The sequence below is a fragment of the Pseudonocardia sp. C8 genome (assembly GCF_014267175.1).
In the GTDB taxonomy this organism is placed as follows: domain Bacteria; phylum Actinomycetota; class Actinomycetes; order Mycobacteriales; family Pseudonocardiaceae; genus Pseudonocardia.
The window spans coordinates 5637860-5659581 of record NZ_JACMTR010000002.1 but is presented as its reverse complement, the minus strand read 5'-3'; the positions used below and the strand labels follow the sequence as shown (position 1 = coordinate 5659581).

Below are 21722 nucleotides of genomic sequence, written 5' to 3'. Positions count from 1 at the left end.
GACCGGGCTCAGCGGGCCCGGCGGGCCAGGCGCTCCGGCTCCAGGATCAGCACGCTCTTGCCCTCGAGCCGCAGCCAGCCGCGGTGCGCGAAGTCGGCGAGCGCCTTGTTGACGGTCTCCCGGGAGGCACCGACCAGCTGGGCGATCTCCTCCTGGGTGAGGTCGTGGGTCACCCGCAGCAGGCCGGACTCCTGGGAGCCGAACTGGCGGGCGAGCTGCAGCAGCGACTTCGCGACGCGCCCCGGGACGTCGGTGAAGATCAGGTCCGCCAGCATGTTGTTGGTGCGGCGCAGGCGACGCGCCAGCACCCGCAGCAGCTGCTCGGCGATCTCCGGGCGCTTGCCGATCCACTCCCGCAGCGCGGCACGGTCCATCGTGTAGCACCGCACCTCGGTGACCGCGGTGGCCGACGACGTGCGCGGGCCCGGGTCGAAGATGGACAGCTCACCGAACATGTCGGACGGACCGGCCACCATCAGCAGGTTCTCCCGCCCGTCCGGCGACTTGCGGCCGAGCTTCACCTTGCCACCGGCGACGATGTAGAGGCGGTCACCCGGTTCGCCCTCGGAGAAGATGACCTGCCCACGGGAGAAATCGGCGGCTTCCAGCGCCTCGGCCAGCGCCTCGGCTGCCTGGGGCTCCACGCCCTGGAAGATCCCGGCCCGGATCAGAACCTCGTCCACTGCAACTCCTCGTTCACCGGCCGCGAGCGTCACGGCGGGTCGTCGGCGCGTCAGTGTAGAGGCCTTCGCCACACACGTGCGCACCACGGGCCGATCGGGGACTCGTCCGATCGGGCCTGTTTCGGCCGAGGGGCGCGCCACAGCCCCCGTTACGATCTTGTCAGATCCCGGTCACGCCGACGGAACCTGGCTGCGCCGAGCGCTCCGCCGACGGCGGTTGCGCAGCCGGAAGAGCTCCAGCGCCCGGCTGGTGCCGGACCGGAACAGGGCGCGCACCTCGTCCGGGCGAGGCTGCTCCAGCATCTCGTCCAGCTCGTCCTGCCGCACGGTGGACTCCCGCAGGCGGGACTCGACACGCTCCATACCGAGCGCGAAGAACATCACGAGCAGCGGGACGAGAACGCTCAACCAGGCAGTCATGGCACCCCTGATCCTCCCTCACGGGTTCGAGGCACGCCGCGCCGGGGGTGGCCGACCCGCCGGGTTCGTGACGCGTTCGTGACCTCGTGAACCGCCCGCCGGACACCGACCGGCGGGGATGGACCGTTCGGCGTCGTGCACGCTCGGCGAGCGGCGGCAACGGGGTCGTGCGGCCGCCGTGCGACACCGTGCGGAACCGTCAGGGGTTCCCCGTACGCTCGGTGATGTGAGCACCTCCGTCCGGCGGCCCACGCGACGCGCCGCGGCCGGTCTCGCCGCGCGTGTCGCAGCCGGGGAGAACCCGATCGGGCGAGCGCGCAGGGTGAACCGGATCCTCCGCGCCCTCGCCGCGGCCTACCCCCACGCGCACTGCGAGCTCGACTTCACCACGCCGATCGACCTGGCGGTGGCCACGATCCTGTCGGCGCAGTGCACCGACGAGCGGGTCAACCAGGTCACACCGGCCCTGTTCGCCCGCTACCCCACGGCGGCCGACTACGCCGCGGCCGACCGGACCGAGCTCGAGGAGCTGATCCGCCCCACCGGCTTCTACCGCAACAAGGCGACCTCGCTGATCGGGCTGGGCGCCGCGGTCGTCGAGCGGCACGGCGGGGAGCTGCCCGCGTCGCTGGCCGACCTGGTCAGGCTGCCGGGCATCGGCCGCAAGACCGCCAACGTCATCCTCGGCAACGCGTTCGGCATCCCGGGGATCACCGTCGACACCCACTTCGGACGCCTGGTCCGGCGCTGGGGCTGGACGACCGACGAGGACCCGGTGAAGGTCGAGCACGCGGTCGGCGAGCTCGTCCCCCGCCGGGACTGGACGATCGTCTCGCACTACGTGATCTTCCACGGCCGCCGGGTGTGCCACTCGCGCAAGCCGGCGTGCGGGGCCTGCTCGCTGGCCGTCGACTGCCCGTCGTACGGGCTGGGGCCGACCGATCCGGGTGAGGCCGCCGCGCTGGTCAAGGGTCCGGAGCGGGACCACCTGCTGGAGCTGGCCGGCATCAGCGGGGACGGCCGGTGAGCCGGACCGGCGCCACCCGTTCGGAGATCGTCTCGACGGTCGCCGTGGTGGTGCTGGTCGGGCTCGCGGTGTGGGCCCTGTGGCCGTCGTCCCCCGAGCCGCCGGGCGGCGCCGCACCGCCGGCCGCGGCCCGGCCGGAGTCCGATCCGGCCAGCGCCGACCCGGCCGCGCTCGCGGCGGCCCGGGGCGCAGCGGGACTGCAGCCCTGCCCGGCCCCGAGCGGTGCGCTGCCGGCCGGCCCGCTGGCCGGGATCACCGTGCCGTGCCTGGGCGCGGACGGGACCGTCGACGTCGGCGCGGCGCTCGCCGGCCGCCCCGCCCTGGTCAACTTCTGGGCGTCCTGGTGCGTGCCGTGCCGCGAGGAGCTGCCGGCGCTGGCCGAGTACGCCCGGCGGCCCGGCTCGGTGCCCGTCGTGACCGTGGACGTGCAGGACGACCCGGTCGCCGCGCTCCGCTTGGCCGCCGAACTCGGCGTCACTCTGCCCGCACTCGCCGACCCGCGCGGCGAGCTGCGCGGGGCGCTGGGCACGCCGCCGGTGCTGCCGTACAGCTACGTCGTCCGGGCCGACGGCACGCCGGCCGCCGTCGCCCCGCCGATCCCGTTCCGGTCCGCCGACGACGTCGCGGCGGCCGTGGAGAAGCTCCGGTGACCGCCGTGCCCGAGCCGGACCCCCGCGCCGCACCGGACTCGCTGAAACCGCTGGTCGAGGGCGCGCTCGGGCTCGACCCGGCCTGGTTCGGGGCCCGGATGGACCCCGCCGGGCAGGCACCGGGGGCGCACCGGGCCGCCGTCCTCATGCTGTTCGCCGACAGCGCGCACGGGCCGGACGTGCTGCTCACCGAGCGCGCGTCGACGCTGCGCTCGCACGCGGGCCAGGTCGCGTTCCCCGGCGGCCGGGTCGACCCGACCGACACCGGTCCGGTGCACGCCGCACTGCGCGAGGCGGAGGAGGAAACCGGGCTCGACCCCGGCGGCGTCGTCCCGCTGGTCGTGCTCCCCGACCTGTTCATCCCGCCGACCGGCTACCTGGTGACACCGGTGCTCGCCCACTGGGCCGACCCGGCCCCGGTCCGCGCGATCGATCCGGCCGAGGTGGCGCGGGTGATCCGGGTGCCGGTCACGGACCTGGCCGACCCGGCGAACCGGATCAGCGTCCGTGGCCCGCGCGGGTACACCGGCCCCGCGTTCCGCGCCTCGGGGTTGTTGATCTGGGGATTCACCGCTGGCCTATTGTCCGCCCTGCTCCACCGGTCCGGCTGGGAACGCCCCTGGGACGCCACCCGGATCGAGGACCTCGACGAGGCCTGGGCCGCCGCCCGGGCGCACCACCGCGACCGTGACGAGCTGCGAGGAGAACGCGTGACCGACCCCGTCGACGTGTCTGACGAGGTGGGCCGGTGAGCATCAGCTGGGTCGACGTGCTGGTCGTCATCCTGGCGCTGCTGGCGGCGGCGTCCGGCTGGCGGCACGGGGTGGCGGTGGCGCTGCTGTCGTTCCTCGGGGTCCTGACCGGGGCCGTGCTGGGCCTGCGGCTCGCGCCGCTGCTGGCCGCCCAGGTGGAGTCCCAGCAGGCCAAGGTGCTGCTCGGGATCGGCGCGGTCGTGCTGCTGGTGGCGCTCGGCGAGGCCACCGGTGTCTATCTCGGACGGTTCATCCGGGACCGGATCCGGCGCGAGGGCACGCTGCGGGTGGACTCGACGCTCGGCGCCGGGGTGCAGGCCGTCGCGGTGGTGGTGGCCGCGTGGCTGATCGCGCTGCCGCTGGCGTCGACCAGCTTCGCCACGCTGACGTCCGGGCTGCGCGACTCCCGGGTGCTCGCCGCGGTCGACGGCGTGATGCCCGACGCGGCGCGCCAGCTGCCCGCCGAGCTCCGGCAGATCCTCGACGACTCCGGCTTCCCGGACGTCGTGAGCCCGTTCTCCCGCACTCCGGTCGCCGCGGTCGGGCCCCCGGACTCGGCCCTCGCCCGGTCCCCGGTCGTGACCGAGGTCCGTGACCGCGTGCTGAAGGTCCGGGGCCGGGCGACCTCCTGCCGCCGGGCCCTGGAGGGCACCGGGTTCGTCGTCGCACCGCAGCGGGTGATGACCAACGCGCACGTCGTCGCGGGGACGTCGAGCACGACGGTCGAGGTTACCACCGCGAGCGGGCGCACCCGCCAGCTCGACGCCGAGGTCATCCACTACGACCCGCAGGTCGACGTGGCCGTGCTCGACGTGCCGGCGCTGGAGGAGGAGCCGCTGCAGTTCACCCCCGACCCGGCCCGGGTCGGCGACGACGTGATCATCGTCGGGTACCCGCTGGACGGGCCGTACACGGTGACGCCGGGCAAGATCCGCGAGCGGATCCGGCTGCGCGGGCCGGACATCTACGAGCAGGGCAGCGTGGTCCGCGACGTCTACACCGTCCGGGCCGTGGTCCGCTCCGGCAACTCCGGCGGACCGATGATCACCCCGGACGGCCGGGTGGTCGGCGTGGTGTTCGGTGCCGCGCTCGACGACTCCGAGACCGGCTTCGTGCTGACCGCCGAGCAGGTCTCGGAGGCGCTCAACGTCGCCGCCGGGACCGCGTCGGATCCGGTCGACACCGGGGAGTGCGCCGCCTGAGGGTTCCCACGATCCGGAACCAGGTGGTCATGGACTGAGACGGCGGCCTAGCGTGGGCCGGTGTCCACCACGCCTGACGTCACGCGGAGCCGCCGTCGCTGGGTGGTGCTCGGCGTCGGCGTGCTCGCCCAGACGGCCGCCTGCTCGTTCGTCTACGGGATGCCGTTCCTGGTCCCGCTGCTGCGTGACACGGGCGGCCTGTCGCTGGCGGGGGCCGGTGCCTACGTCGGCGCCCCGACCGCAGGGCTGCTGCTCACGCTGATCGCCTGGGGCGCGGTGGCCGACCGCACCGGGGAGCGGCGGGTCATCGCCGCCGGGCTGGCGGTGTGCGCGGCGGCGGTCGGCGCGGCGGCCCTGCTGCCCGGTCCGGCCACACCGGTCCTGCTCGTGCTCGGCGGGGCCGGGGCGGCCTCGGTGTTCGCGGCCAACGGCCGGATGGTGATGGGCTGGTTCGGGGCCCACGAGCGCGGCACCGCGATGGGGATCCGGCAGACCGCGCAGCCGCTCGGCGTCGCGCTGGCCGGGTTGACCCTGCCGTCGCTGGGCGCGGCGGTGGGGCCGTGGTCCGCGCTGCTGCTGCCCGCCGGGCTGTGCCTGGCCTCCGTACTGCTCGTGCTGGTCCTGGCCCCGGATCCGCCGCGCACCGCGCGTCCGGCGGGCGCGGCGCCGTCGCCGTACCGGACGCCGACGCTGTGGCGGGTGCACGCCGCGTCCGCGCTGCTGGTCGTGCCGCAGTTCGCGATCGCCGCGTTCGGCACCGAGTACCTGGTGCGCGAGCAGGGGTGGGGGGTCACGGCGGCCGGCGCGTTCGTCGCGGCGGGCCAGGTGGCCGGGGCGTTCGGCCGGATCGGGTCCGGCTGGTGGTCGGACCGGGTCGGGTCCCGGCTGCGCCCGATGCGCCAGATCGCGGTGGCGGCCGCGGTCGTCCTGCTGCTGTTCGCGCTCGGCGACGCCGTCGCGGGGTGGCTGGCGGTGACGATGCTGGCGGTCGGCGCGGTCGTCACCGTCGCCGACAACGGGCTGGCCTTCACCAGCACCGCCGAGCTCGCCGGCCGGGCGTGGTCCGGGCGGGCGCTCGGGATCCAGAACACCGGGCAGAACGCGTTCGCCTCGGCCGTCCCGGTCGTGCTCGGTGCGCTGGTCGGGGTGACCGGGTACGGCGCCGGGTTCGCCCTGGCCGCGCTCGCCCCGCTGGTCGCGGTGGCGGTGACGCCGGTGCGGGACGAACCGGCCCGACCCTGAGCCGCTCCACCGGCCGCGCCCCGCCCCGGCCCGGGCACGGCGACAACGCGCACCTCGACCCACCGCCACACGCTCACCGGACCCGGCGATGCTCACCCGATCGAGCGAGCACTCCCGGGTTTCGTGAGCGTCCGCCCGGAACGGGTGTGCGGCGCCGCGCCGTCAGCGCGTGATCGTCTGGTCCCGCCCGGGGCCGACGCCGATCGCCGACACCGGCGCCCCGGTGAGCTCCTCGATCCGCTCGACGTAGGCCCGCGCCGCGTCCGGCAGGTCGGACCAGGCCCGGGCCCCGGAGAGGTCCTCGAACCAGCCGGGCATCTCCTCGTACACCGGGACGGCGTGGTGGAACCCGGTCTGGGTCATCGGCATCTCGTCGACCCGGTGCCCGTCGACCTCGTACCCGACGCAGATCGGCACGGTCTCCAGGCCGGACAGCACGTCGAGCTTGGTCAGGAAGAAGTCGGTGATCCCGTTGACCCGGGCCGCGTACCGGCCGATGACGGCGTCGAACCAGCCGCAGCGCCGGGCCCGGCCGGTGTTCACCCCGACCTCGCCGCCGGTCTTGCGGAGCCGCTCGCCCATCTCGTCGTGCAGCTCGGTCGGGAACGGTCCCGAGCCCACGCGGGTGGTGTAGGCCTTCAGGATGCCGATCACGCGAGTGATCCTGTTCGGCCCGATGCCGGACCCCACCGATGCGCCGCCCGAGGTCGGGTTCGACGAGGTCACGAAGGGGTACGTGCCGTGGTCGACGTCGAGCAGGGTGCCCTGCGAGCCCTCCAGCAGCAGCGTCTCGCCGCGCTCCAGGGCCTGGTTCAGCAGCAGCCGCGTGTCGACGATCTTGTCGGCGAACTCGCGCGACTGCTCCAGGACCGTGTCGACGACCTCGTGGAAGTCCAGCGCCCGCCGGTTGTAGACCTTGACCAGGATCTGGTTCTTCAGCTCGAGGGCCGCCTCCACCTTCTGGTGCAGGATCTTCTCGTCGAGCAGGTCCGCGGCCCGCACGCCGACCCGGGCCACCTTGTCCTGGTAGGCCGGGCCGATGCCGCGCCCGGTCGTCCCGATCTTGGCCTTGCCGAGGTAGCGCTCGGTGACCCGGTCGATCGCCACGTGGTACGGCATGATGAGGTGCGCGTCGGCGGAGATCAGCAGGCCCGAGGTGTCGACGCCACGCTTCTCCAGCCCGGCCTTCTCCTCGATCAGCGCCTCGGGGTTGACCACGACGCCGTTGCCGATGACGTTCTTCACCCCCGGCGAGAGGATCCCGGACGGGATGAGCTTGAGCGCGAAGTCCCGGCCGTCGGGCGTGACGACGGTGTGCCCGGCGTTGTTGCCGCCCTGGTAGCGGACGACCCAGCCGTACTCGCCGCCCAGCAGGTCCGTGGCCTTGCCCTTGCCCTCGTCGCCCCACTGGGCGCCGATCAACACGATTGCGGGCATGTAAGAGACTCCAGTTCAACACGCTCGTCACGGCCGCGGACCCGGGCGTGGTTTCCGGATTCCGCGGCGGGAAGGGTACTCGATCAGTGGGTTCGACCGATCCCGAAGCAGTGCTGCTCAGCTGCGTGCTGCCGGAGCGACACCGTCTTCCGTTCCACGGTATCCGCCCGGGCGCACGCCGTGAACGGCCACCGTCGTCTCTCCTGGACGACCCGGCGGTGCGGTCGGTCACCGTCGGCCCGCGGCCGGGCAAGGACGCGGTCGACCCGCTGCTCGGCGGGACGCGGCGCCTGATCGTGCACGGTGAGGACGCCGACCTGGCCGCCGTGCTGGTCCGGCTGCTGCGGAGGGACGCGCTGGCCACCGAGGTCGGCTACCTCCCGGTGTCCCGGCGGTCGGCGGCCGCCGCGAACTGGGGACTGCCCCGGTCGTTCACCGCCGCCGCCGACCTGGCCCGCACCGGGACGGCCCGGCCGCAGCCGCTGCTGCGCGACGACAACGGCGGCGTCCTCGCGGGCCGGGGGGTGGTCCCCGACCTGCACGGCGAGGCCTACTGCGATGCCACCCGGGTGTTCCGCGGGCGGGTCCCGCGGCTGGTGGTCGACGCCGGCCCGGACGGCCTGCGGGTCCGCGGCGGGCGCGGGGTGCGGGCCGCGCGCGGGCGGGCCGTCCAGATCGGGACGACCGGCGCGACCCCCGTCCGCGACGGCGAGCCGTTCCCCCGGGAGATCACCCGCTGGGCGTGGTACCGGCACACCGAGCCGTGGCATCCGGTGCTTCCGCACTGACGCCGGGGGAGACGATGGACAGGACCGACGTCAAGAAGCACGACGCCTACCGGGCACCCCGGGGCCGGTTCCGGATCGTTGACGTGCCCGCGATGCAGTACCTCATGATCGACGGCCACGGTGATCCGAACACCTCGCCCGCCTTCGCCGCTGCGCTCCGCGCGCTCTACCCGGTCGCGTACACGCTGAAGTTCGCGAGCAAGCGGGAACTCGGCCGCGACTACGTCGTCCCGCCCCTGGAAGGGCTGTGGTGGGCCGACGACATGGACGTCTTCACCGCGGCGCGCGACAAGTCACGGTGGGACTGGACGCTCATGATCATGGTCCCGGACTGGATCGGCCCCGCCATGGTCGCCACCGCCACCGAACGGGCCGCGGCCGCGCACCGGCCGTCCCGCATCGAGGACCTCCGTCTCGAGGGCCTGGCCGAAGGGCGGTGCGTGCAGACGCTGCACGTCGGTTCCTTCGACGACGAGGCGGCCGTGCTCGCACGCCTGCATCACGAGTTCATCCCGGGCAACGGGCTGCGCATGGCCGGCCGGCACCACGAGATCTACCTCAGCGACGTCCGCAGGGTCGCCCCCGGGAGGCAGCGCACGATCCTCCGGCAGCCGGTCACGTCCGACGGGTAGCGGTCAGGCTGCGTCCCGCAGCTCGTCCGGGCGGCGGTGGTAGGAGTCCACGTAGACCTGCCCGGACAGGTCGGCGATGGCGTCCATGATCTCGTCGGTGACCGCCCGGCGGATCGCGGGCGAGCCCTCCAGCCCCTCGTAGCGGCTGAACTCCAGCGGCGCGCCGAACCGGATCTCCACCCGGGCCAGGCGCGGGAGCAGCCGCCCGACCGGCTGCACCCGGTCGGTGCCGCGCAACCCCACCGGTACGACGACGGCCCCGGTCGACAGCGCCAGGCTGGCCACCCCGGTGTGCCCGCGGTGCAGCCGCCCGTCCAGCGAGCGGGTGCCCTCGGGGTAGATCCCGAACGCGCCTCCCGCCTCGAGAACCCTGCGGCCGGCGTCGAGCGCGGCCAGCCCGGCGCGGGCGTTGCCGCGGTCGACCGGGATGTAGCCGAGGGCGCCGAGGAACGCGGCCATCAGGCGTCCGCGCAGGCCACGGCCGGTGAAGTACTCCGACTTGCCCAGGAACGCGACCTTCCGGGGCGCGACGAGCGGGATGAACGCGGTGTCGACGGCGGCCCGGTGGTTCGCGGCGATGATCACCGGGCCGGCGGCCGGGATGCGGCCGGCCCCGTGCACGCGCGGGCGCCAGATCAGTCGGACGAGTGGGGCAAGGACATACCGGATGAGCAGCTGCACGTACGGTTCCCCGATCTGAGCGGAGCGTTGCGAGGCGGACGGCGACACCACACCGTGCCGGGGACGGCTCCGTCCCGGCGCCGATCAGGACCCGATTCTGCTCCGGGACCGGGCCGTGCCGGAACCCCGTCTCGCCCGTTCAGCCGATGCCGGGATCTGCCAGCTCCTCGCGCAGCGCGTGCAACGCCTCCGAACGCGCCATCCCGGTCGCCTGCAACAGGTCGACCGCGATCGAGCGGACCTGGGCGACCAGCACCGGCAGCGACCGCGGCGGCACCGGGTCCTCCCAGGTCGGCGGCGGGATCGGCCGGTCGGCGAGCACCGCGGCGCCGTGCACGGCCTCCAGGATCGCCGGCCGGGCGTGCTCGCGGTCGCCGTCCTGGGCCAGCTCGCGGATCAACGCGCCGACCGCCGTCGCGAGGTCGGTGATCGCGTCGGCGAGCTCGGGCGGGACCCGCTCGCCGTCCTCCATGGCGGTGAGTGCCCGGCGGGCGAGCACCCGCGCGTTGCGGTGGGCGTAGTCGGCCCGTTCGGCCAGCTCGCGGTACCGGCGCAGCACCCGGCGGCGCGGACGGTGCAGCGGCGACACCACGGCGACCTCGCCCGCGGACCGGACGGCGGTGCGCAGCTGGTCGATCGCGGGCTGGGTGTCCCGGGCCCGGCGCAACGCCCGGGACGCGCCCGCCGGGTCGTGCTCGCGGAGCGCTCCCGCGACCTCCGTGAGCACGGTGACCAGGTCGTCGAGCACCCGCCGCGCCTCCCGGCGGACGATCCGGACCGGGTGCACCGGCAGCACGGCGGCGACCAGGATCCCGGCCGCGCCGCCGATCAGGGCGTCCACGCAGCGGTCGATGCCACCGGACTCGCCGGGCGGCAGGAGGGTCGCCACCAGCACCGCGGACGCCCCGGCCTGGCCGACGATCAGGTTGCCGCCGTCGAAGAACGTGGCGAGGGCGATCGCGAGCGCGACGACGAGCATCAGCTGCCAGACGCCGCTGCCGATCTCGGCGATGAGCAGGTCCCCGACGAGCACGCCGAGGCTGACCCCGACGACGAGCTCCGCGGCCCGGCGCAACCGGGAGTTCAGCGAGAGCCCCAGGCTGATCACCGCGGCGATCGGGGCGAAGAACGGCCGCGGGTGCCCGACCAGGTCACCGGCCACGTACAGGGCGAGCCCGGCCGCGACCGAACACTGCAGGATCGGCAGCCAGGACGCCCGCAGCCGGCGGCCGCCGACCCGGCCCCGGGCGCGCAGCCGCGCACCGGCGCGGCGCCACGACCCGCTGCCCGGTGTCACGCCCGTCGCCCCGGGGCGGCCCGCTCGCGGCACGGATCCGGCGCCGGCACCGGGGTCAGGCGATGCCGAGGGCGGCGAGCGCCTCCGGGTCCGAGTCGGAGATCAGCGTGCGCAGCCGCTCCACCTCGGCGGTCTCGCCGATCCCCTCCGCGGCGCGCAGCAGGGCGCCGCAGGCCCGCAGGAAGCCCTGGTTCGGCTCGTGCGACCACGGCACCGGCCCGAAGCCCTTCCAGCCGTTGCGGCGGAGCTGGTCGAGGCCGCGGTGGTAGCCGGTCCGGGCGTAGGCGTACGCGGCGACCGTCTCGCCGCCCGCCAGCGCGCGCTCGGCCAGCGCCGCCCACACGATCGACGACGACGGGCTGGCCGCGGCCACCGTCGCCGGGTCCGTCCCGCCGGCCAGCTCGGCCGCCGCCGGATCGGCGGGCAGGTGCGTGGCGTCCGGTTCGAGCAGGTTGCCGTGCAGACTCATGTGCTCATCCTCCTCGACCGCCCACCGGCCGTCGCCGGCCGGTGGGCGCCCGGGTCACTTCAGCGCGGTACCGGCCGACTTCAGGGCCTCGCAGGCCTCGACGACCCGCTCGCTCATCGCGACCTCGGCCTTCTTCAGGTACGAGCGCGGGTCGTAGACCTTCTTGTTGCCGACCTCGCCGTCGATCTTCAGCACGCCGTCGTAGTTCTCGAACATGTGCGCCGCGATCGGGCGGGTGAACGCGTACTGGGTGTCGGTGTCGACGTTCATCTTCACGACGCCGTAGGACACCGCCTCGTGGATCTCCTCGAGCAGCGAGCCGGAGCCGCCGTGGAAGACCAGGTCGAACGGCTTGCTGCCGGACTCGAGGCCCAGCTTGGCGACGGCCACGTCCTGGCCCTGCTTGAGGATCTCCGGGCGCAGCTTGACGTTGCCCGGCTTGTAGACGCCGTGCACGTTCCCGAACGTCGCGGCCAGCAGGTAGCGGCCCTTCTCACCGGCGCCGAGGGCCTCGACGGTCCGCTCGTAGTCGCCCGGGGCGGTGTAGAGCTTCTCGTTGATGTCGTGCGCGACGCCGTCCTCCTCGCCGCCGACGACGCCGATCTCCACCTCGAGGATGATCTTCGCCTTGGCGGCCTCGTCGAGCAGCTCGGCGGCGAGCTGGAGGTTCTCCTCGAGCTCGACCGCGGAGCCGTCCCACATGTGCGACTGGAACAGCGGGTTCTCGCCCTTGGCGACGCGCTCCTGGCTGATCTTCAGCAGGGGCCGGACGAAGCCGTCCAGCTTGTCCTTCGGGCAGTGGTCGGTGTGCAGCGCGATGTTGACCGGGTACTTGTCCGCGACGACGTGCGCGAACTCGGCCAGGCCCACCGAGCCGGTGACCATGTCCTTGACCCGGGTCCCGGAGAGGAACTCGGCACCGCCGGTGGAGACCTGGACGATGCCGTCCGAGCCCGCCTCGGCGAACCCGCGCAGCGCGGCGTTCAGGGTCTCGGTGCTGGTCACGTTGATCGCCGGGTAGGCGAACTCGCCGCTCTTGGCGCGGTCCAGCATCTCGTTGTAGATCTCGGGCGTGGCGATCGGCACGGCCGGCCCTCCTCGTCGTCGGCAGTCGCTGCGGGCCGCAGCGCTCTCTCGTCGCTGAGTATCACGTACCCGGCGTGAGGCGGCAGTCATCCGGGTGGATGCGTCTGATCACCCGTGACGTCCGGCGCGACCGGTAACGCCGTGAACGGTGTCGGGGATGGTCGCTAGGCTGGTGTGCGTGGAGGAGGAGCGGGCCGAGAACGCCGTCGACCGGACGCTGGGCCGGTTGCGCGCCATCGACAGCCGACCGGCGCCCGAGGGCACCGGCCCGCAGCCGAGCCCGTTCCCGGCGGAGCCGGCCGCGGCGGGCCCGCCCGGCGAGCGCCCGCTGACCCTCGCCGACCTCTACCGCGACCACCGGCTGCGCCTGATGCGGCTCGCGATGCTGCTCGTGGACATCCCGGCGACCGCGGAGGACGTCGTGCAGGAGGCGTTCGCCGGCCTGCACCGGCACTGGTCCGGGCTGCGGGACGAGTCCGCCGCGGTCGCCTACCTGCGGGCCGCCGTGGTGAACGGCTCCCGCTCGGTGCTGCGCCGCCGCCGGACCGCCCGGGAGTACGTCCCGCCGCACGCGGCCAACGCCCGCTCGGCGGAGTCGCTGGCGATGCTGTCCGCCGAGCACCAGGCCGTGGTCGACGCGCTGTCCCAGCTCCCGCCACGGCAGCGCGAGGTGCTCGTGCTGCGCTACTACGGCGGGCTGACCGAGTCGGAGATCGCCGAGGCGGCCGGGATGAGCCGGGGCACGGTGAAGTCCACCGCCAGCCGGGCGCTCGACGCGGTCGCCCGGATCATGGAGGAGCGGGCCGGCGCCTCCGCCGCCCGCCGCTCGGGGGAGCCACGATGACCCGGCCGCACCACCCCGACGTCCCCTACCGCGACGACGCCGCCCGTCGGATCGGCGAGGCGCTGCACGCGCAGGCCCGCGGGCGTCCGATGCCGCCGCAGCGCCCACCCGGGCCGGCGCCCGCCCCGCCGCGGGGCCCCGGCCGGGCCGGGCCGCCACCGGAGCCGCGCCCGCGGCCGCCGCAGCACCGCCCCGCGGCGACCGCCGCTCCCGCGCCGGGGCCCGCGGGATCGCCGACCGGGCAGATCCTGTGGTCCGCACTGATCGTCCTGCTGGTCGGTGCGCTGCTCGGAGGCGGGATCGCGCTGGTGTCGGTGCTGCTGCCCGGGGCGCTGCCGGCACTCGGCTGATCCGGTGCGGGGCGGGGTGCGTCCCGCCGGCGGCGACGGCGCCGACCGGTCGCGCTCACCCGACCGGTACCGTTGGACCGCGTGACGGTTCTCGCCGCGACCCAGACGCTCGCCCTCGGTCCCGACTGGCTGGACCCGGCCGTGATCATCGAGTCCCTCGGCCCGTGGGCCCTGGTCGGGGTGGCCGCGATCATCTTCGCCGAGTGCGGGCTGCTGCTCGGCTTCTTCCTGCCCGGTGACTCGCTGCTGTTCACCGCCGGCCTGTTCGTCGCGCAGGGCGCGATCGGCGTCCCGCTGTGGCTGGTGTGCGTGGTGCTGGTCGTGGCCGCGTTCGTCGGGAACGTGGTCGGCTACGCCATCGGGTACCGGGCCGGGCCTGCGGTGTTCGACAAGCCGAAGTCGAAGCTGTTCAACCCGAAGCACGTGGAGAAGACCCACGAGTTCTTCGAGAAGTACGGCAACCGGGCCATCGTGCTCGGCCGGTTCGTCCCGATCGTGCGGACCTTCATCACGGTCAGCGCCGGCGTCGCGCGGATGGACCCGAAGCGCTACTTCACCTACTCGCTGGTCGGCGGGATCGTGTGGGCGGCCGGGGTCACCGTGCTCGGCTACTTCCTGGGCCAGTTCACGTTCGTCCGGGAGAACATCGACCTGATCCTGGTCGCGATCGTGCTGCTCTCGGTGCTGCCGATCGTGTTCGAGGTGGTCCGGGCGAAGGCGCTGGCCCGCCGCGCCCCGGCGAGCGGCGTGGAGGCGGTCGGCGCGACCGCCGCGGGCGCCGCCGCCGCGACCGTCACCGGGGACGCCGGCGCCGACGACGACCCGGCCGCCGTCACCACCCGGATGCCGGCCGTCGGCGCCCCGGGGGCGCAGCCGGGCGTCGGCAACACCGGTGCCGGCACCCCCGGCAACCCCGGCCCGCAGATCGGCGCCGCCGGTCCCGGTCCGCAGGTGGGTGCCGGGCACGCCGGTCCGCAGCCCGGGAACCCCCGGCCGCCGCAGCCGCCCCGCGCGCCGCAGGGACCGCAGGGCGGGGAGCCGCCGTACCGGCACGACACCGGCCGCCCGGCGATGCCGCCGCGCCGGGACCGCTGACCCCGGCACCACCGCGCGCGCAACGCCGAACCCGGCGCCGGTTCACCAGGCGCCGGCCAGGTCGGCGTGCTCCCGCACCCAGGCGTGCATGACGATCCCGGCGGCCACCCCGGCGTTGATCGACCGGGTGGAGCCGAACTGGGCGATCGAGACGGCGAGGTCGGCGGCGTCCCGGACCGCGGCCGACAGCCCCGGCCCCTCGGCCCCGAACAGGAGCACGCACTCCCGCGGCAGCACCGTCTCCTCCAGGCGCACCGCGCCCGGCAGGTTGTCCACCGCCACCAGGGCGAGGCCGCGTGACCGGGCGAACGCCACGAGACCGTCGGCCGCCGGATGGTGGTGCACCGACAGGTAGCGGTCGGTGACCATCGCACCGCGCCGGTTCCACCGCCGCCGCCCCACGATGTGCACCCCGGCGGCGCCGAACGCGTTCGCCGTCCGGACGACCGTGCCGATGTTGTGGTCGTGCCCCAGGTTCTCGATCGCGACGTGGAACGGGTGCGCCCGCCGCGCCAGGTCCGCCGCGACCGCGTCCCGCCGCCAGTACCGGTAGGCGTCGACGACGTTGCGCCGGTCGCCGTGCTCGAGCAGCTCCGGGTCCCAGTGGTCACCCTCGGGGGGCGGCCCGGCCCACGGGCCGACCCCGACCTGGCCGGGGACCGACCACTCGCTGGGCCCCGGGTCGGTCATCCCAGCTGCAGGTCCGCCAGGCCCAGCAGCGCCCGGTACGGCACGCCCTCGGCCTCGACGGCCTGCCGCGCTCCGGTGTCCCGGTCGACGACCGTGCAGACACCGACGACGTCCGCGCCGCCGGCCAGCACCGACCGGACCGCGGTCAGCACCGAGCCACCGGTGGTGGAGGTGTCCTCGACGACGAGCACCGGTCGCCCGGTGATGTCCGGGCCCTCGATGAGCCGCTGCAGCCCGTGCTTCTTGGTCTCCTTGCGCACGACGAACGCGTCGACCGGGTCGGCGTCCGGGTCCTGCGCGGCGGCGTGCAGCACCGCGGCGGCCACCGGGTCGGCGCCCAGCGTCAGCCCGCCCACCGACCGGTACTCCCAGTCCGAGGTGAGCTCGCGCAGCAGCCGCCCGATCAGCGGCGCCGCCTCGTGGTGCAGCGTGACCCGGCGCAGGTCGACGTAGTAGTCCGCCTCGGCGCCCGAGGACAGCGTGACCTTCTCGTGGACGACGGCGAGCTCCCGGACCAGCGCGGCCAGCCGGGCCCGGTCGGCGTGCGCGGTGTTCATGCGCGGTCCCGGTCGAAGGTCGCCGTGATCCGGCGCATGAGCCCGCGGGGCAGCACCCCGACCAGCCCGACGATCGCCTTGTACTGCCTCGAGGGCACCGACACCACCCGTCCCCTGTCCAGATCGGCCAGGGCCTCGTCGACCACCTGCGAGGCCTCCAGCCAGAGCGGGCCGCGCCGGGCGCCGACGTCGATCCCGGCCCGCTCGTGGAACTCCGTCCGTACGTACCCGGGGCACAGCGCCATCGCGTGCACCCCCGTGCCCTGCAGCGACGCGGCCGCGCCCTCGGTGAAGGCGATGACCCACGCCTTGTCGGCCGCGTAGGTGGACCCGCGGCCGGGCACGAACCCGGCGACGCTGGCCACGTTCAGCACCGCCCCGGTGCCGCGGTCGACCATCCCGGGCAGCGCGGCCCGGGTCAGCTCCAGCACGCTCGCCACGTTGACCTGCAGCTGCCGGCTCAGGTCGGCCGGGTCGTTGTCCAGGAACGACGCGCCGAGGGACAGGCCGGCGTTGTTGACCAGCAGGTCGACCGGGGCGACGTCCGGGTCCGCGAGCCGTCGGGTCACCCGCTCGCGCTCGCCGGGGTCGGCCAGGTCCGCCGGCAGCACCTCGACGGCGACGCCGAGGTCGCGGTACCGGTTCGCGGCGGCCTGCAGGCGGTCGGTGTTGCGCGCCACGAGCACCAGGTCGCGGCCGTCGGCGGCGAGCCGGTCGGCGAAGGCGGCCCCGATTCCCGACGACGCACCCGTGATCATCACTGAGGGCACGGGGCGAGCGTAGTCGGTCACCGGTGCGCGCACGATCCGCGGCGCGGCCACCGGCGCCGGATGTGACGGCGGCGACGGGATCGGCCACCGTGAGACCGGCCGCTCTCGGGTGCCCCGTCTCATACGTTGCAATTACCGTCGAGGACATGACGTCCGAGGCGCTGCCGATCCAGCGACCGGCCGACCATCACACGCCGGACGCCGACGAGCTCCCCACCGGGCCGCCCGCACGGCACTCGCGGGTGGCCGTCGTGGGTGCCGGCTTCACCGGTCTGGCCGTGGGCCTGGCGCTGCTGCGCCGCGGCGTGCACGACTTCGTGCTGCTGGAACGGGCCGACGACGTCGGTGGGGTCTGGCGGGACAACACCTACCCGGGCGTCGGTGTGGACACACCCTCGCCGCTCTACCAGTTACGGGCGATGACCAACCCGGACTGGTCCGACCTGTACGCGCCGGGCCACGAGGTGCAGGACTACGCGCAGCGGCTCGCCCGTTCGACGGGGCTCCTGGGTCACGTCCGGTTCGGCGCCGACGTCCGCTCCGCCCGCTGGGATCCCGACGGCGCCCGCTGGTGGATCGACACCCCGGCCGGCGAGTTCACCGCGGACGTCCTGGTCAGCGCGGCCGGGCTGGTCGCCGACCCGAAGGTCCCGGAGGTCCCCGGCCTGGCCGAGTTCCCCGGCCCGGTGTTCCACTCCGCGCGCTGGGACCACTCGGTCGACCTGGCCGGCCGCCGGGTGGCCGTCGTCGGGACCGGCGCGACGGCGGTCCAGCTCGTCCCGGAGCTGCAGCCCCGGGTCGCCGAGCTGCATGTCCTCCAGCGCACCCCGGCTTGGATCATGCCGAAGCCGGAGCGCCCGGTCGGGGAGCGGGCGCGGCGCGCGTTCGCCGCGAACCCGGTGCTGTGCCGGATGCAGTTCGACCTGCTCTACGCCGGCGCGGAGCTGCTGGCCACGACCCGCCGGTCCCGGCTGCTGCGCGAGACGCTGACCCGGGTCGGCCGCAGGCACCTCGCCGCCCAGGTCGCCGACCCGGAGCTGCGGCAGCGGCTCACCCCCGACTTCGACTACGCCTGCAAGCGCCCGCTGGTGTCCAACACCTACCTGCCCGCGATGAGCGCGCCGAACGCGACGCTCCACACCGGAGGGCTGTCCCACGTGGACGGCCGCACGGTCGTGTCCGGGGACGGCAGCGCCGCCGAGGTGGACGCGCTCGTGCTCACCACCGGGTTCGAGGTCGGCGCGACCGCACCCATCGCGCAGCGCATCCTCGACGCCGCCGGCCGCTCGCTGCACGACCACTGGGGCGCCTACCCGCGGGCCTACCTGGGGATGAACTACCCGGGCTTCCCGAACCTGTTCCTCATGCAGGGCCCGAACGCCACCAGCGGCGCCAGCTCGACGCTGCTGTTCTCCGAGGCCCAGGCCCGCTACGTCGCCGACGCCGTCTGCCGGATGGCCGGCGAGGGGATCCGCGCCCTCGACGTGCGGCCCGAGGCCGAGGAGCGCTGGACCCGCCGGATCCGCAGGCGCTCGGCCCGCACCGTGTACGAGATCGGCGGCTGCACCAGCTACTACCAGAACGACGAGGGCCACAACGTCGTCATGTGGCCGGCGAACACCGCCGAGTACCAGCTGCGGACCCGCCGGTTCCGGCTCGCGCCGTTCCACGCCGAGCGCGGCCGGACCGGGGCCGGCCGCCCCCTGGAACCGCTGCGCCCGGTGCGGCTGGCAACCACCGCGTGAGTGGTTACGCGGGCCCCGGCCCTGGTTTCCACTCACGAGCCCGGAGGGCCAACATGGTCTTCGTCGCCTCGTCGAGGAACGAGGCGGCGAACGAGTTCTCCGCCAGGGTGCGCAGCTGGTCGGTGGTCAGGCCCAGGCCGTCGCGGGCGGCCGCGTAGTTGGTGTCGGCGTACCCGCCGAAGTAGGCCGGGTCGTCGGAGTGCACCGAGACGTTCAGGCCGGCGTCGAGCATCTCCGGCAGCGGGTGCAGCCCGATCCCCGGCACGCACCCCAGCCGGACGTTCGACAGCGGGCAGACGGTCAGCGGGGTGCGGTCGCGGCGCAGGCGGGCGACCAGGTCGTCGTCCTCCAGGGAACGGATGCCGTGGTCGACGCGGAGCACGCCGAGCTCGTCGAGCGCCTCCCGGACGTAGGACGCCGGGCCCTCCTCCCCGGCGTGCGCGACCGGCTTGAGCCCGAGCGCGCGGGCCCGGTCGAACACGGCCGTGAACTTCGACGGCGGGTGCCCCACCTCCGCCGAGTCGAGGCCGACCCCGATGATCCGGTCCAGGTACGGCTCGGCGGCGCGCAGCGTCGCCTCGGCGTCGGCAGCCGGCTGGTCGCGCAGGAAGCAGAGGATCAGCCCCGCGGAGACGTCGGCGGCGTGCGCGTCGATCCCGTCGGTGAGCCCGCCGACGACGTCGGCCATCGGGACGCCGCGGGCGGTGTGGGCCTGCGGGTCGAAGAACATCTCGACGTGCCGCACCCCTTGCCCGGGGCAGCGCCGCAGGTACGCCGACGCGAGCTCGGCGAAGTCCTCGCGGGTGCGCAGGACGGCCATGTTGGCGTAGTAGATGTCGAGGAAGGACTGCAGGTCGGTGAACTCGTACCGGGCCCGCAGGTCCTCGACCGACGCGTACGGCAGCGCCACGTCGTTGCGGCGGGCCAGCGCGAACACGGTCTCCGGTTCGAGCGTGCCCTCGATGTGCAGGTGCAGCTCGGCCTTCGGCAGCGGCGGGGTCCCGGTCGTCGTCATCCCTCGATCATCCCTGCGGCCGCCGCCGCACGCCGCGGGCGGGCCGGGTCAGGACTCGACCGGGGACCGCCGCGCGTGCAGCCCCTCCTCCAGGGCGGTGGCGACCTCGGCGAGGTCCGCGAGCAGGTCCTGCATCCGGTCGGAGGAGATCCCGACCGGCGCGGCGGCGAGCACCCAGGCCTCCTCGGCCCACAGCAGCTCGACGTCCTCGCCGATCGCGTCGCTGGCGTCGGCCAGGCGGGGGGTGAGCAGCGGGCGGACGGCGTCGGCGTCGCTGACGAACGCGTAGCGCTCACCGACCGGCTCCAGGAGGTCCAGGCCGGCGTCGTCGGGCAGCGGCGCGGACGGCAGCCGCAGCTCGACCGCCGCCGGCAGCGACTCCTGCACCTGCACGGCGCAGAGCACGGAGCTGATCCGGCCGGCCTGCTCGTGGTCGAAGGCGTGCGCCTTGCGCGGGCCGTCCGGGGTCGGGACGTCGCCGGAGACGAGGTTGCGGGCGACGCCCGGGCCGCCCTGGTGGATCGTCCCGTAGCGCCAGCGGCTGGGCAGCACGGGATCGGAGTCGAGGAACTCCCACTCGCGCAGCGCCGCCCACCGCTTCCGGTCGCGGGTCGCGCCCCCGCGGAACCGGTCGAAGACCAGCAGACCGACGCCGAGGACGACCGCGACGAGGGCGATGACGAACCAGACCGACATGCCGCGGAGCGTAGTACCGATCCGCCTCACGCCGTGGTAACGCCACGACCCCGGTGTCCACCCGACCGGGTGTGCCGCGGCCCGGGCCCGCGGTCGTCAGCCGGTGGGGGCCGGCCGGCCCTCCGCCGCGGCCGCCCGGGCCGCGGCCTCCTGCTTCCCGGACTCGACCCCGGCCGCCGTCCCGGGCACCGCCTCGAACACCGCCCGCACCCGCTCGGCGTGCTCGCCGGCGGTGCGGAGCATCCGGATCGCGTCCTCGACGCGGTCGGAGAGCCGGTACGCCAGCGCCACCGCGTCGAGGACGACGGCGGTCAGCGTCGCCGGGGCCGCGGTGCCGCCGGTGAGCAGAGTGACCGCCGCCTTCGCGATCACCCCGGCCACGAAGTCGGCGACCGCGTCCCGGATCAGCGCCCGGACCGTGCCCACCGCGGCACCGGACCGCAGCACGAGATCGGCGAGCCGCAGCGCCTCCGCGGCGACCTCGGCGGCGGAGGCGTCGATCCGGCCGGCCCCGGCCGCGAACGCGGCGGCGGCGTCCCCGTCCCAGGCCGGCCGGGCCGACGTCACCGCCGCGCGGAGCTCCCCGGCACCGGCGGTCACCGTCCGCGACACGTCCTGCCAGGTCCGGGCGGCCGCCGCGACCTGTTCGGGGTCGCCGGCCAGCGCGTCGAGCGGTTCCCGCAGGAACCCCACGTGCTCGATGAGGAACCCGACCCCGGCCGAGACGAGGGTGCCGAGCGGGTCCGCGACGGCGCCGAGGGTGTCCAGGCCGGCCGCCGCGGCCGCCCAGGCAACGCCCCCGGCGTCCTGCTCGTCGAGTGCCTCACCGACGTCGTAGTAGGACGAGACGATCCCGCTGCCCTCGAACGCGGCGTCGGTCCGCGCGTCGAGGTCCTCGGCGGCCACCATCGGCACCGTCGGCGCGGCGGGCCCTGCGGTCGTCACGCCGGCTCCGGACCGCGGGGGACGTCGAGCTCCGTGAACGCCCGTGCCGCCGACGTGTCCGCGGTGCGGTAGCCGGCGGCGGCCGCGGCCAGGGCCTCGGACGTGGCCCCGAGCCGCCGGGCCAGCCGGGTCACGGCGTCGGCGCCCGCACCGGTCGCCGTGATCACCACGCCGGCGAAGGCCGCGCCGACGACACCGAACGCGTCCCCGGCGACGGCCTGCTCCGTCCGGGCCCCGCCGACGGCGGCCGCCGCCTCCCCGGCCCGGCGGGCGAGGCCGTCGAGCCGGTCCGGGTCCACCCGGAAGCCGGTCACCGCCCGGCCTCCACGGTCAGCGGCTCCATGATCGCCTCGACCTGGGTGCGGGCGTCGGCGGCGGCCTCCCCGGCGAGCCGCAGGACGGTCTCGGCCAGCCGGGCACGGGGCAGCTCGTCGGTGCGGACGCCGAACCGCAGGTCGGTGAGCGCCCCGGACGCGTCGACGGTGACCGCGACCGCCCCGTCCCGGGTCCGCGCGGTCGCGGTCACCGCAGCGAGCCGGGCCCGGGCGTGGTCCGCCCGGGCCCGGATCGTGGTGATGCGTGCGCGGTACTCGTCCAGCCAGGTCTCGGCCGCGGTGGGGGTGATGCGCTCCATGGGCCGGGACGATGA

At 75.1% G+C, this 21722-nt stretch carries 26 protein-coding genes; 11 read left to right on the top strand and 15 right to left on the bottom strand.

The window, feature by feature from the left end; genetic code table 11:
- Positions 1–8: 8 nt before the first annotated feature.
- Positions 9–683, bottom strand: coding sequence for a Crp/Fnr family transcriptional regulator (locus H7X46_RS26880; RefSeq protein WP_186361998.1), 675 nt, complete (start codon positions 681–683; stop codon positions 9–11).
- A gap of 171 nt (positions 684–854) precedes the next feature.
- Positions 855–1103, bottom strand: a complete 249-nt coding sequence (locus H7X46_RS26875; protein WP_186361997.1) for a hypothetical protein — start codon at positions 1101–1103, stop codon at positions 855–857.
- A 226-nt stretch (positions 1104–1329) separates the two neighbouring features.
- On the opposite strand from H7X46_RS26875, the gene nth reads away from it, so the two are divergent.
- From nth to H7X46_RS26850, 5 genes are read left to right on the top strand one after another with little or no spacing between them, the layout of a single operon-like run.
- A complete protein-coding gene (gene nth / locus H7X46_RS26870) occupies positions 1330–2130 on the top strand; it encodes an endonuclease III (RefSeq protein WP_370588997.1) in 801 nt (266 codons plus the stop codon).
- Positions 2127–2780: a TlpA disulfide reductase family protein gene (locus tag H7X46_RS26865; protein ID WP_186361996.1), complete on the top strand. Its 654-nt coding sequence runs from the start codon at positions 2127–2129 to the stop codon at positions 2778–2780. Before nth ends, H7X46_RS26865 begins: the two co-directional genes overlap by 4 nt.
- Positions 2777–3532 (top strand): CoA pyrophosphatase, encoded by a 756-nt coding sequence (locus H7X46_RS26860; protein ID WP_370588996.1) that lies wholly within the window; start codon positions 2777–2779, stop codon positions 3530–3532. Before H7X46_RS26865 ends, H7X46_RS26860 begins: the two co-directional genes overlap by 4 nt.
- A 2-nt stretch (positions 3533–3534) precedes the next feature.
- Positions 3535–4734 (top strand): MarP family serine protease, encoded by a 1200-nt coding sequence (locus tag H7X46_RS26855; protein ID WP_186362942.1) that lies wholly within the window; start codon positions 3535–3537, stop codon positions 4732–4734.
- 60 nt (positions 4735–4794) lie between these two features.
- Positions 4795–5976 (top strand): MFS transporter, encoded by a 1182-nt coding sequence (locus H7X46_RS26850; RefSeq protein ID WP_370588995.1) that lies wholly within the window; start codon positions 4795–4797, stop codon positions 5974–5976.
- A gap of 162 nt (positions 5977–6138) precedes the next feature.
- Here H7X46_RS26850 and H7X46_RS26845 read toward each other — a convergent pair whose 3' ends face one another.
- On the bottom strand, positions 6139–7413 hold the full coding sequence (locus H7X46_RS26845) for an adenylosuccinate synthase (protein ID WP_186361995.1): 1275 nt from the start codon (positions 7411–7413) through the stop codon (positions 6139–6141).
- Positions 7414–7631: 218 nt separating this feature from the next.
- Between H7X46_RS26845 and H7X46_RS26840 the strand changes: the two genes are divergently transcribed.
- Together H7X46_RS26840 and H7X46_RS26835 are read left to right on the top strand one after the other, a co-directional pair.
- Positions 7632–8201, top strand: coding sequence for a hypothetical protein (locus H7X46_RS26840; RefSeq protein WP_186361994.1), 570 nt, complete (start codon positions 7632–7634; stop codon positions 8199–8201).
- A 14-nt stretch (positions 8202–8215) separates the two neighbouring features.
- A complete protein-coding gene (locus H7X46_RS26835; protein WP_186361993.1) occupies positions 8216–8833 on the top strand; it encodes a GyrI-like domain-containing protein in 618 nt (205 codons plus the stop codon).
- Between the two features lie 3 nt (positions 8834–8836).
- Here H7X46_RS26835 and H7X46_RS26830 read toward each other — a convergent pair whose 3' ends face one another.
- The 4 genes from H7X46_RS26830 to fbaA form a co-directional block, all read right to left on the bottom strand.
- On the bottom strand, positions 8837–9514 hold the full coding sequence (locus H7X46_RS26830) for a lysophospholipid acyltransferase family protein (RefSeq protein WP_186361992.1): 678 nt from the start codon (positions 9512–9514) through the stop codon (positions 8837–8839).
- 139 nt (positions 9515–9653) lie between these two features.
- Positions 9654–10811, bottom strand: a complete 1158-nt coding sequence (locus H7X46_RS26825; protein ID WP_370588994.1) for an aromatic acid exporter family protein — start codon at positions 10809–10811, stop codon at positions 9654–9656.
- A gap of 55 nt (positions 10812–10866) precedes the next feature.
- Entirely contained in the window at positions 10867–11280 is a 414-nt protein-coding gene (locus H7X46_RS26820) for a DUF3151 domain-containing protein (protein ID WP_186361991.1), read from the bottom strand.
- A 54-nt stretch (positions 11281–11334) separates the two neighbouring features.
- Positions 11335–12366, bottom strand: a complete 1032-nt coding sequence (fbaA, locus tag H7X46_RS26815) for a class II fructose-bisphosphate aldolase (RefSeq protein ID WP_186361990.1) — start codon at positions 12364–12366, stop codon at positions 11335–11337.
- Between the two features lie 178 nt (positions 12367–12544).
- On the opposite strand from fbaA, the gene H7X46_RS26810 reads away from it, so the two are divergent.
- The 3 genes from H7X46_RS26810 (at position 12545) to H7X46_RS31010 (ending at position 14655) form a co-directional block, all read left to right on the top strand.
- Positions 12545–13210, top strand: coding sequence for an RNA polymerase sigma factor (locus tag H7X46_RS26810; protein ID WP_370588993.1), 666 nt, complete (start codon positions 12545–12547; stop codon positions 13208–13210).
- A complete protein-coding gene (locus H7X46_RS26805; RefSeq protein ID WP_186361988.1) occupies positions 13207–13560 on the top strand; it encodes a hypothetical protein in 354 nt (117 codons plus the stop codon). Before H7X46_RS26810 ends, H7X46_RS26805 begins: the two co-directional genes overlap by 4 nt.
- Before the next feature lie 81 nt (positions 13561–13641).
- Positions 13642–14655, top strand: a complete 1014-nt coding sequence (locus H7X46_RS31010) for a DedA family protein (RefSeq protein ID WP_370588992.1) — start codon at positions 13642–13644, stop codon at positions 14653–14655.
- 42 nt (positions 14656–14697) lie between these two features.
- On the opposite strand, the gene H7X46_RS26795 is transcribed toward H7X46_RS31010, so the two are convergent.
- The 3 genes from H7X46_RS26795 to H7X46_RS26785 are packed head-to-tail and all read right to left on the bottom strand — an operon-like array spanning position 14698 to position 16672.
- Positions 14698–15345, bottom strand: a complete 648-nt coding sequence (locus H7X46_RS26795; RefSeq protein WP_186361986.1) for an RNA methyltransferase — start codon at positions 15343–15345, stop codon at positions 14698–14700.
- Positions 15342–15902: an orotate phosphoribosyltransferase gene (gene pyrE / locus H7X46_RS26790; RefSeq protein ID WP_186361985.1), complete on the bottom strand. Its 561-nt coding sequence runs from the start codon at positions 15900–15902 to the stop codon at positions 15342–15344. Before pyrE ends, H7X46_RS26795 begins: the two co-directional genes overlap by 4 nt.
- Entirely contained in the window at positions 15899–16672 is a 774-nt protein-coding gene (locus H7X46_RS26785; protein WP_370588990.1) for an SDR family NAD(P)-dependent oxidoreductase, read from the bottom strand. Before H7X46_RS26785 ends, pyrE begins: the two co-directional genes overlap by 4 nt.
- Before the next feature lie 146 nt (positions 16673–16818).
- Here H7X46_RS26785 and H7X46_RS26780 point away from each other — a divergent pair, with 146 nt between their 5' ends.
- Positions 16819–18417: an NAD(P)/FAD-dependent oxidoreductase gene (locus H7X46_RS26780; RefSeq protein WP_186361984.1), complete on the top strand. Its 1599-nt coding sequence runs from the start codon at positions 16819–16821 to the stop codon at positions 18415–18417.
- 4 nt (positions 18418–18421) lie between these two features.
- Here H7X46_RS26780 and H7X46_RS26775 read toward each other — a convergent pair whose 3' ends face one another.
- The 5 genes from H7X46_RS26775 to H7X46_RS26755 form a co-directional block, all read right to left on the bottom strand.
- Complete coding sequence (locus tag H7X46_RS26775) at positions 18422–19432, bottom strand: adenosine deaminase (RefSeq protein ID WP_186361983.1); 1011 nt, start codon at positions 19430–19432, stop codon at positions 18422–18424.
- A gap of 48 nt (positions 19433–19480) precedes the next feature.
- Entirely contained in the window at positions 19481–20128 is a 648-nt protein-coding gene (locus tag H7X46_RS26770; protein WP_186361982.1) for a hypothetical protein, read from the bottom strand.
- 96 nt (positions 20129–20224) lie between these two features.
- Positions 20225–21073, bottom strand: a complete 849-nt coding sequence (locus H7X46_RS26765) for a WXG100 family type VII secretion target (protein WP_186361981.1) — start codon at positions 21071–21073, stop codon at positions 20225–20227.
- Positions 21070–21387: a type VII secretion target gene (locus H7X46_RS26760; protein WP_186361980.1), complete on the bottom strand. Its 318-nt coding sequence runs from the start codon at positions 21385–21387 to the stop codon at positions 21070–21072. The genes H7X46_RS26765 and H7X46_RS26760 overlap by 4 nt, the downstream gene beginning before the upstream one ends.
- A complete protein-coding gene (locus H7X46_RS26755) occupies positions 21384–21707 on the bottom strand; it encodes a YbaB/EbfC family nucleoid-associated protein (RefSeq protein ID WP_186361979.1) in 324 nt (107 codons plus the stop codon). The genes H7X46_RS26760 and H7X46_RS26755 overlap by 4 nt, the downstream gene beginning before the upstream one ends.
- Between the last annotated feature and the right edge of the window lie 15 nt (positions 21708–21722).

Bases quoted from the DNA above. Each gene is read 5' to 3' on its own strand.
- H7X46_RS26835 (WP_186361993.1), top strand. From the start codon at position 8,216: ATGGACAGGACCGACGTCAAGAAGCACGACGCCTACCGGGCACCCCGG.
- H7X46_RS26770 (WP_186361982.1), bottom strand. From the start codon at position 20,128: ATGTCGGTCTGGTTCGTCATCGCCCTCGTCGCGGTCGTCCTCGGCGTC.
- H7X46_RS26805 (WP_186361988.1), top strand. From the start codon at position 13,207: ATGACCCGGCCGCACCACCCCGACGTCCCCTACCGCGACGACGCCGCC.
- pyrE (WP_186361985.1), bottom strand. From the start codon at position 15,902: ATGAACACCGCGCACGCCGACCGGGCCCGGCTGGCCGCGCTGGTCCGG.
- H7X46_RS26775 (WP_186361983.1), bottom strand. From the start codon at position 19,432: ATGACGACGACCGGGACCCCGCCGCTGCCGAAGGCCGAGCTGCACCTG.
- H7X46_RS26845 (WP_186361995.1), bottom strand. From the start codon at position 7,413: ATGCCCGCAATCGTGTTGATCGGCGCCCAGTGGGGCGACGAGGGCAAG.
- H7X46_RS26820 (WP_186361991.1), bottom strand. From the start codon at position 11,280: ATGAGTCTGCACGGCAACCTGCTCGAACCGGACGCCACGCACCTGCCC.
- H7X46_RS26875 (WP_186361997.1), bottom strand. From the start codon at position 1,103: ATGACTGCCTGGTTGAGCGTTCTCGTCCCGCTGCTCGTGATGTTCTTC.
- H7X46_RS26755 (WP_186361979.1), bottom strand. From the start codon at position 21,707: ATGGAGCGCATCACCCCCACCGCGGCCGAGACCTGGCTGGACGAGTAC.
- H7X46_RS26795 (WP_186361986.1), bottom strand. From the start codon at position 15,345: ATGACCGACCCGGGGCCCAGCGAGTGGTCGGTCCCCGGCCAGGTCGGG.
- H7X46_RS26780 (WP_186361984.1), top strand. From the start codon at position 16,819: ATGACGTCCGAGGCGCTGCCGATCCAGCGACCGGCCGACCATCACACG.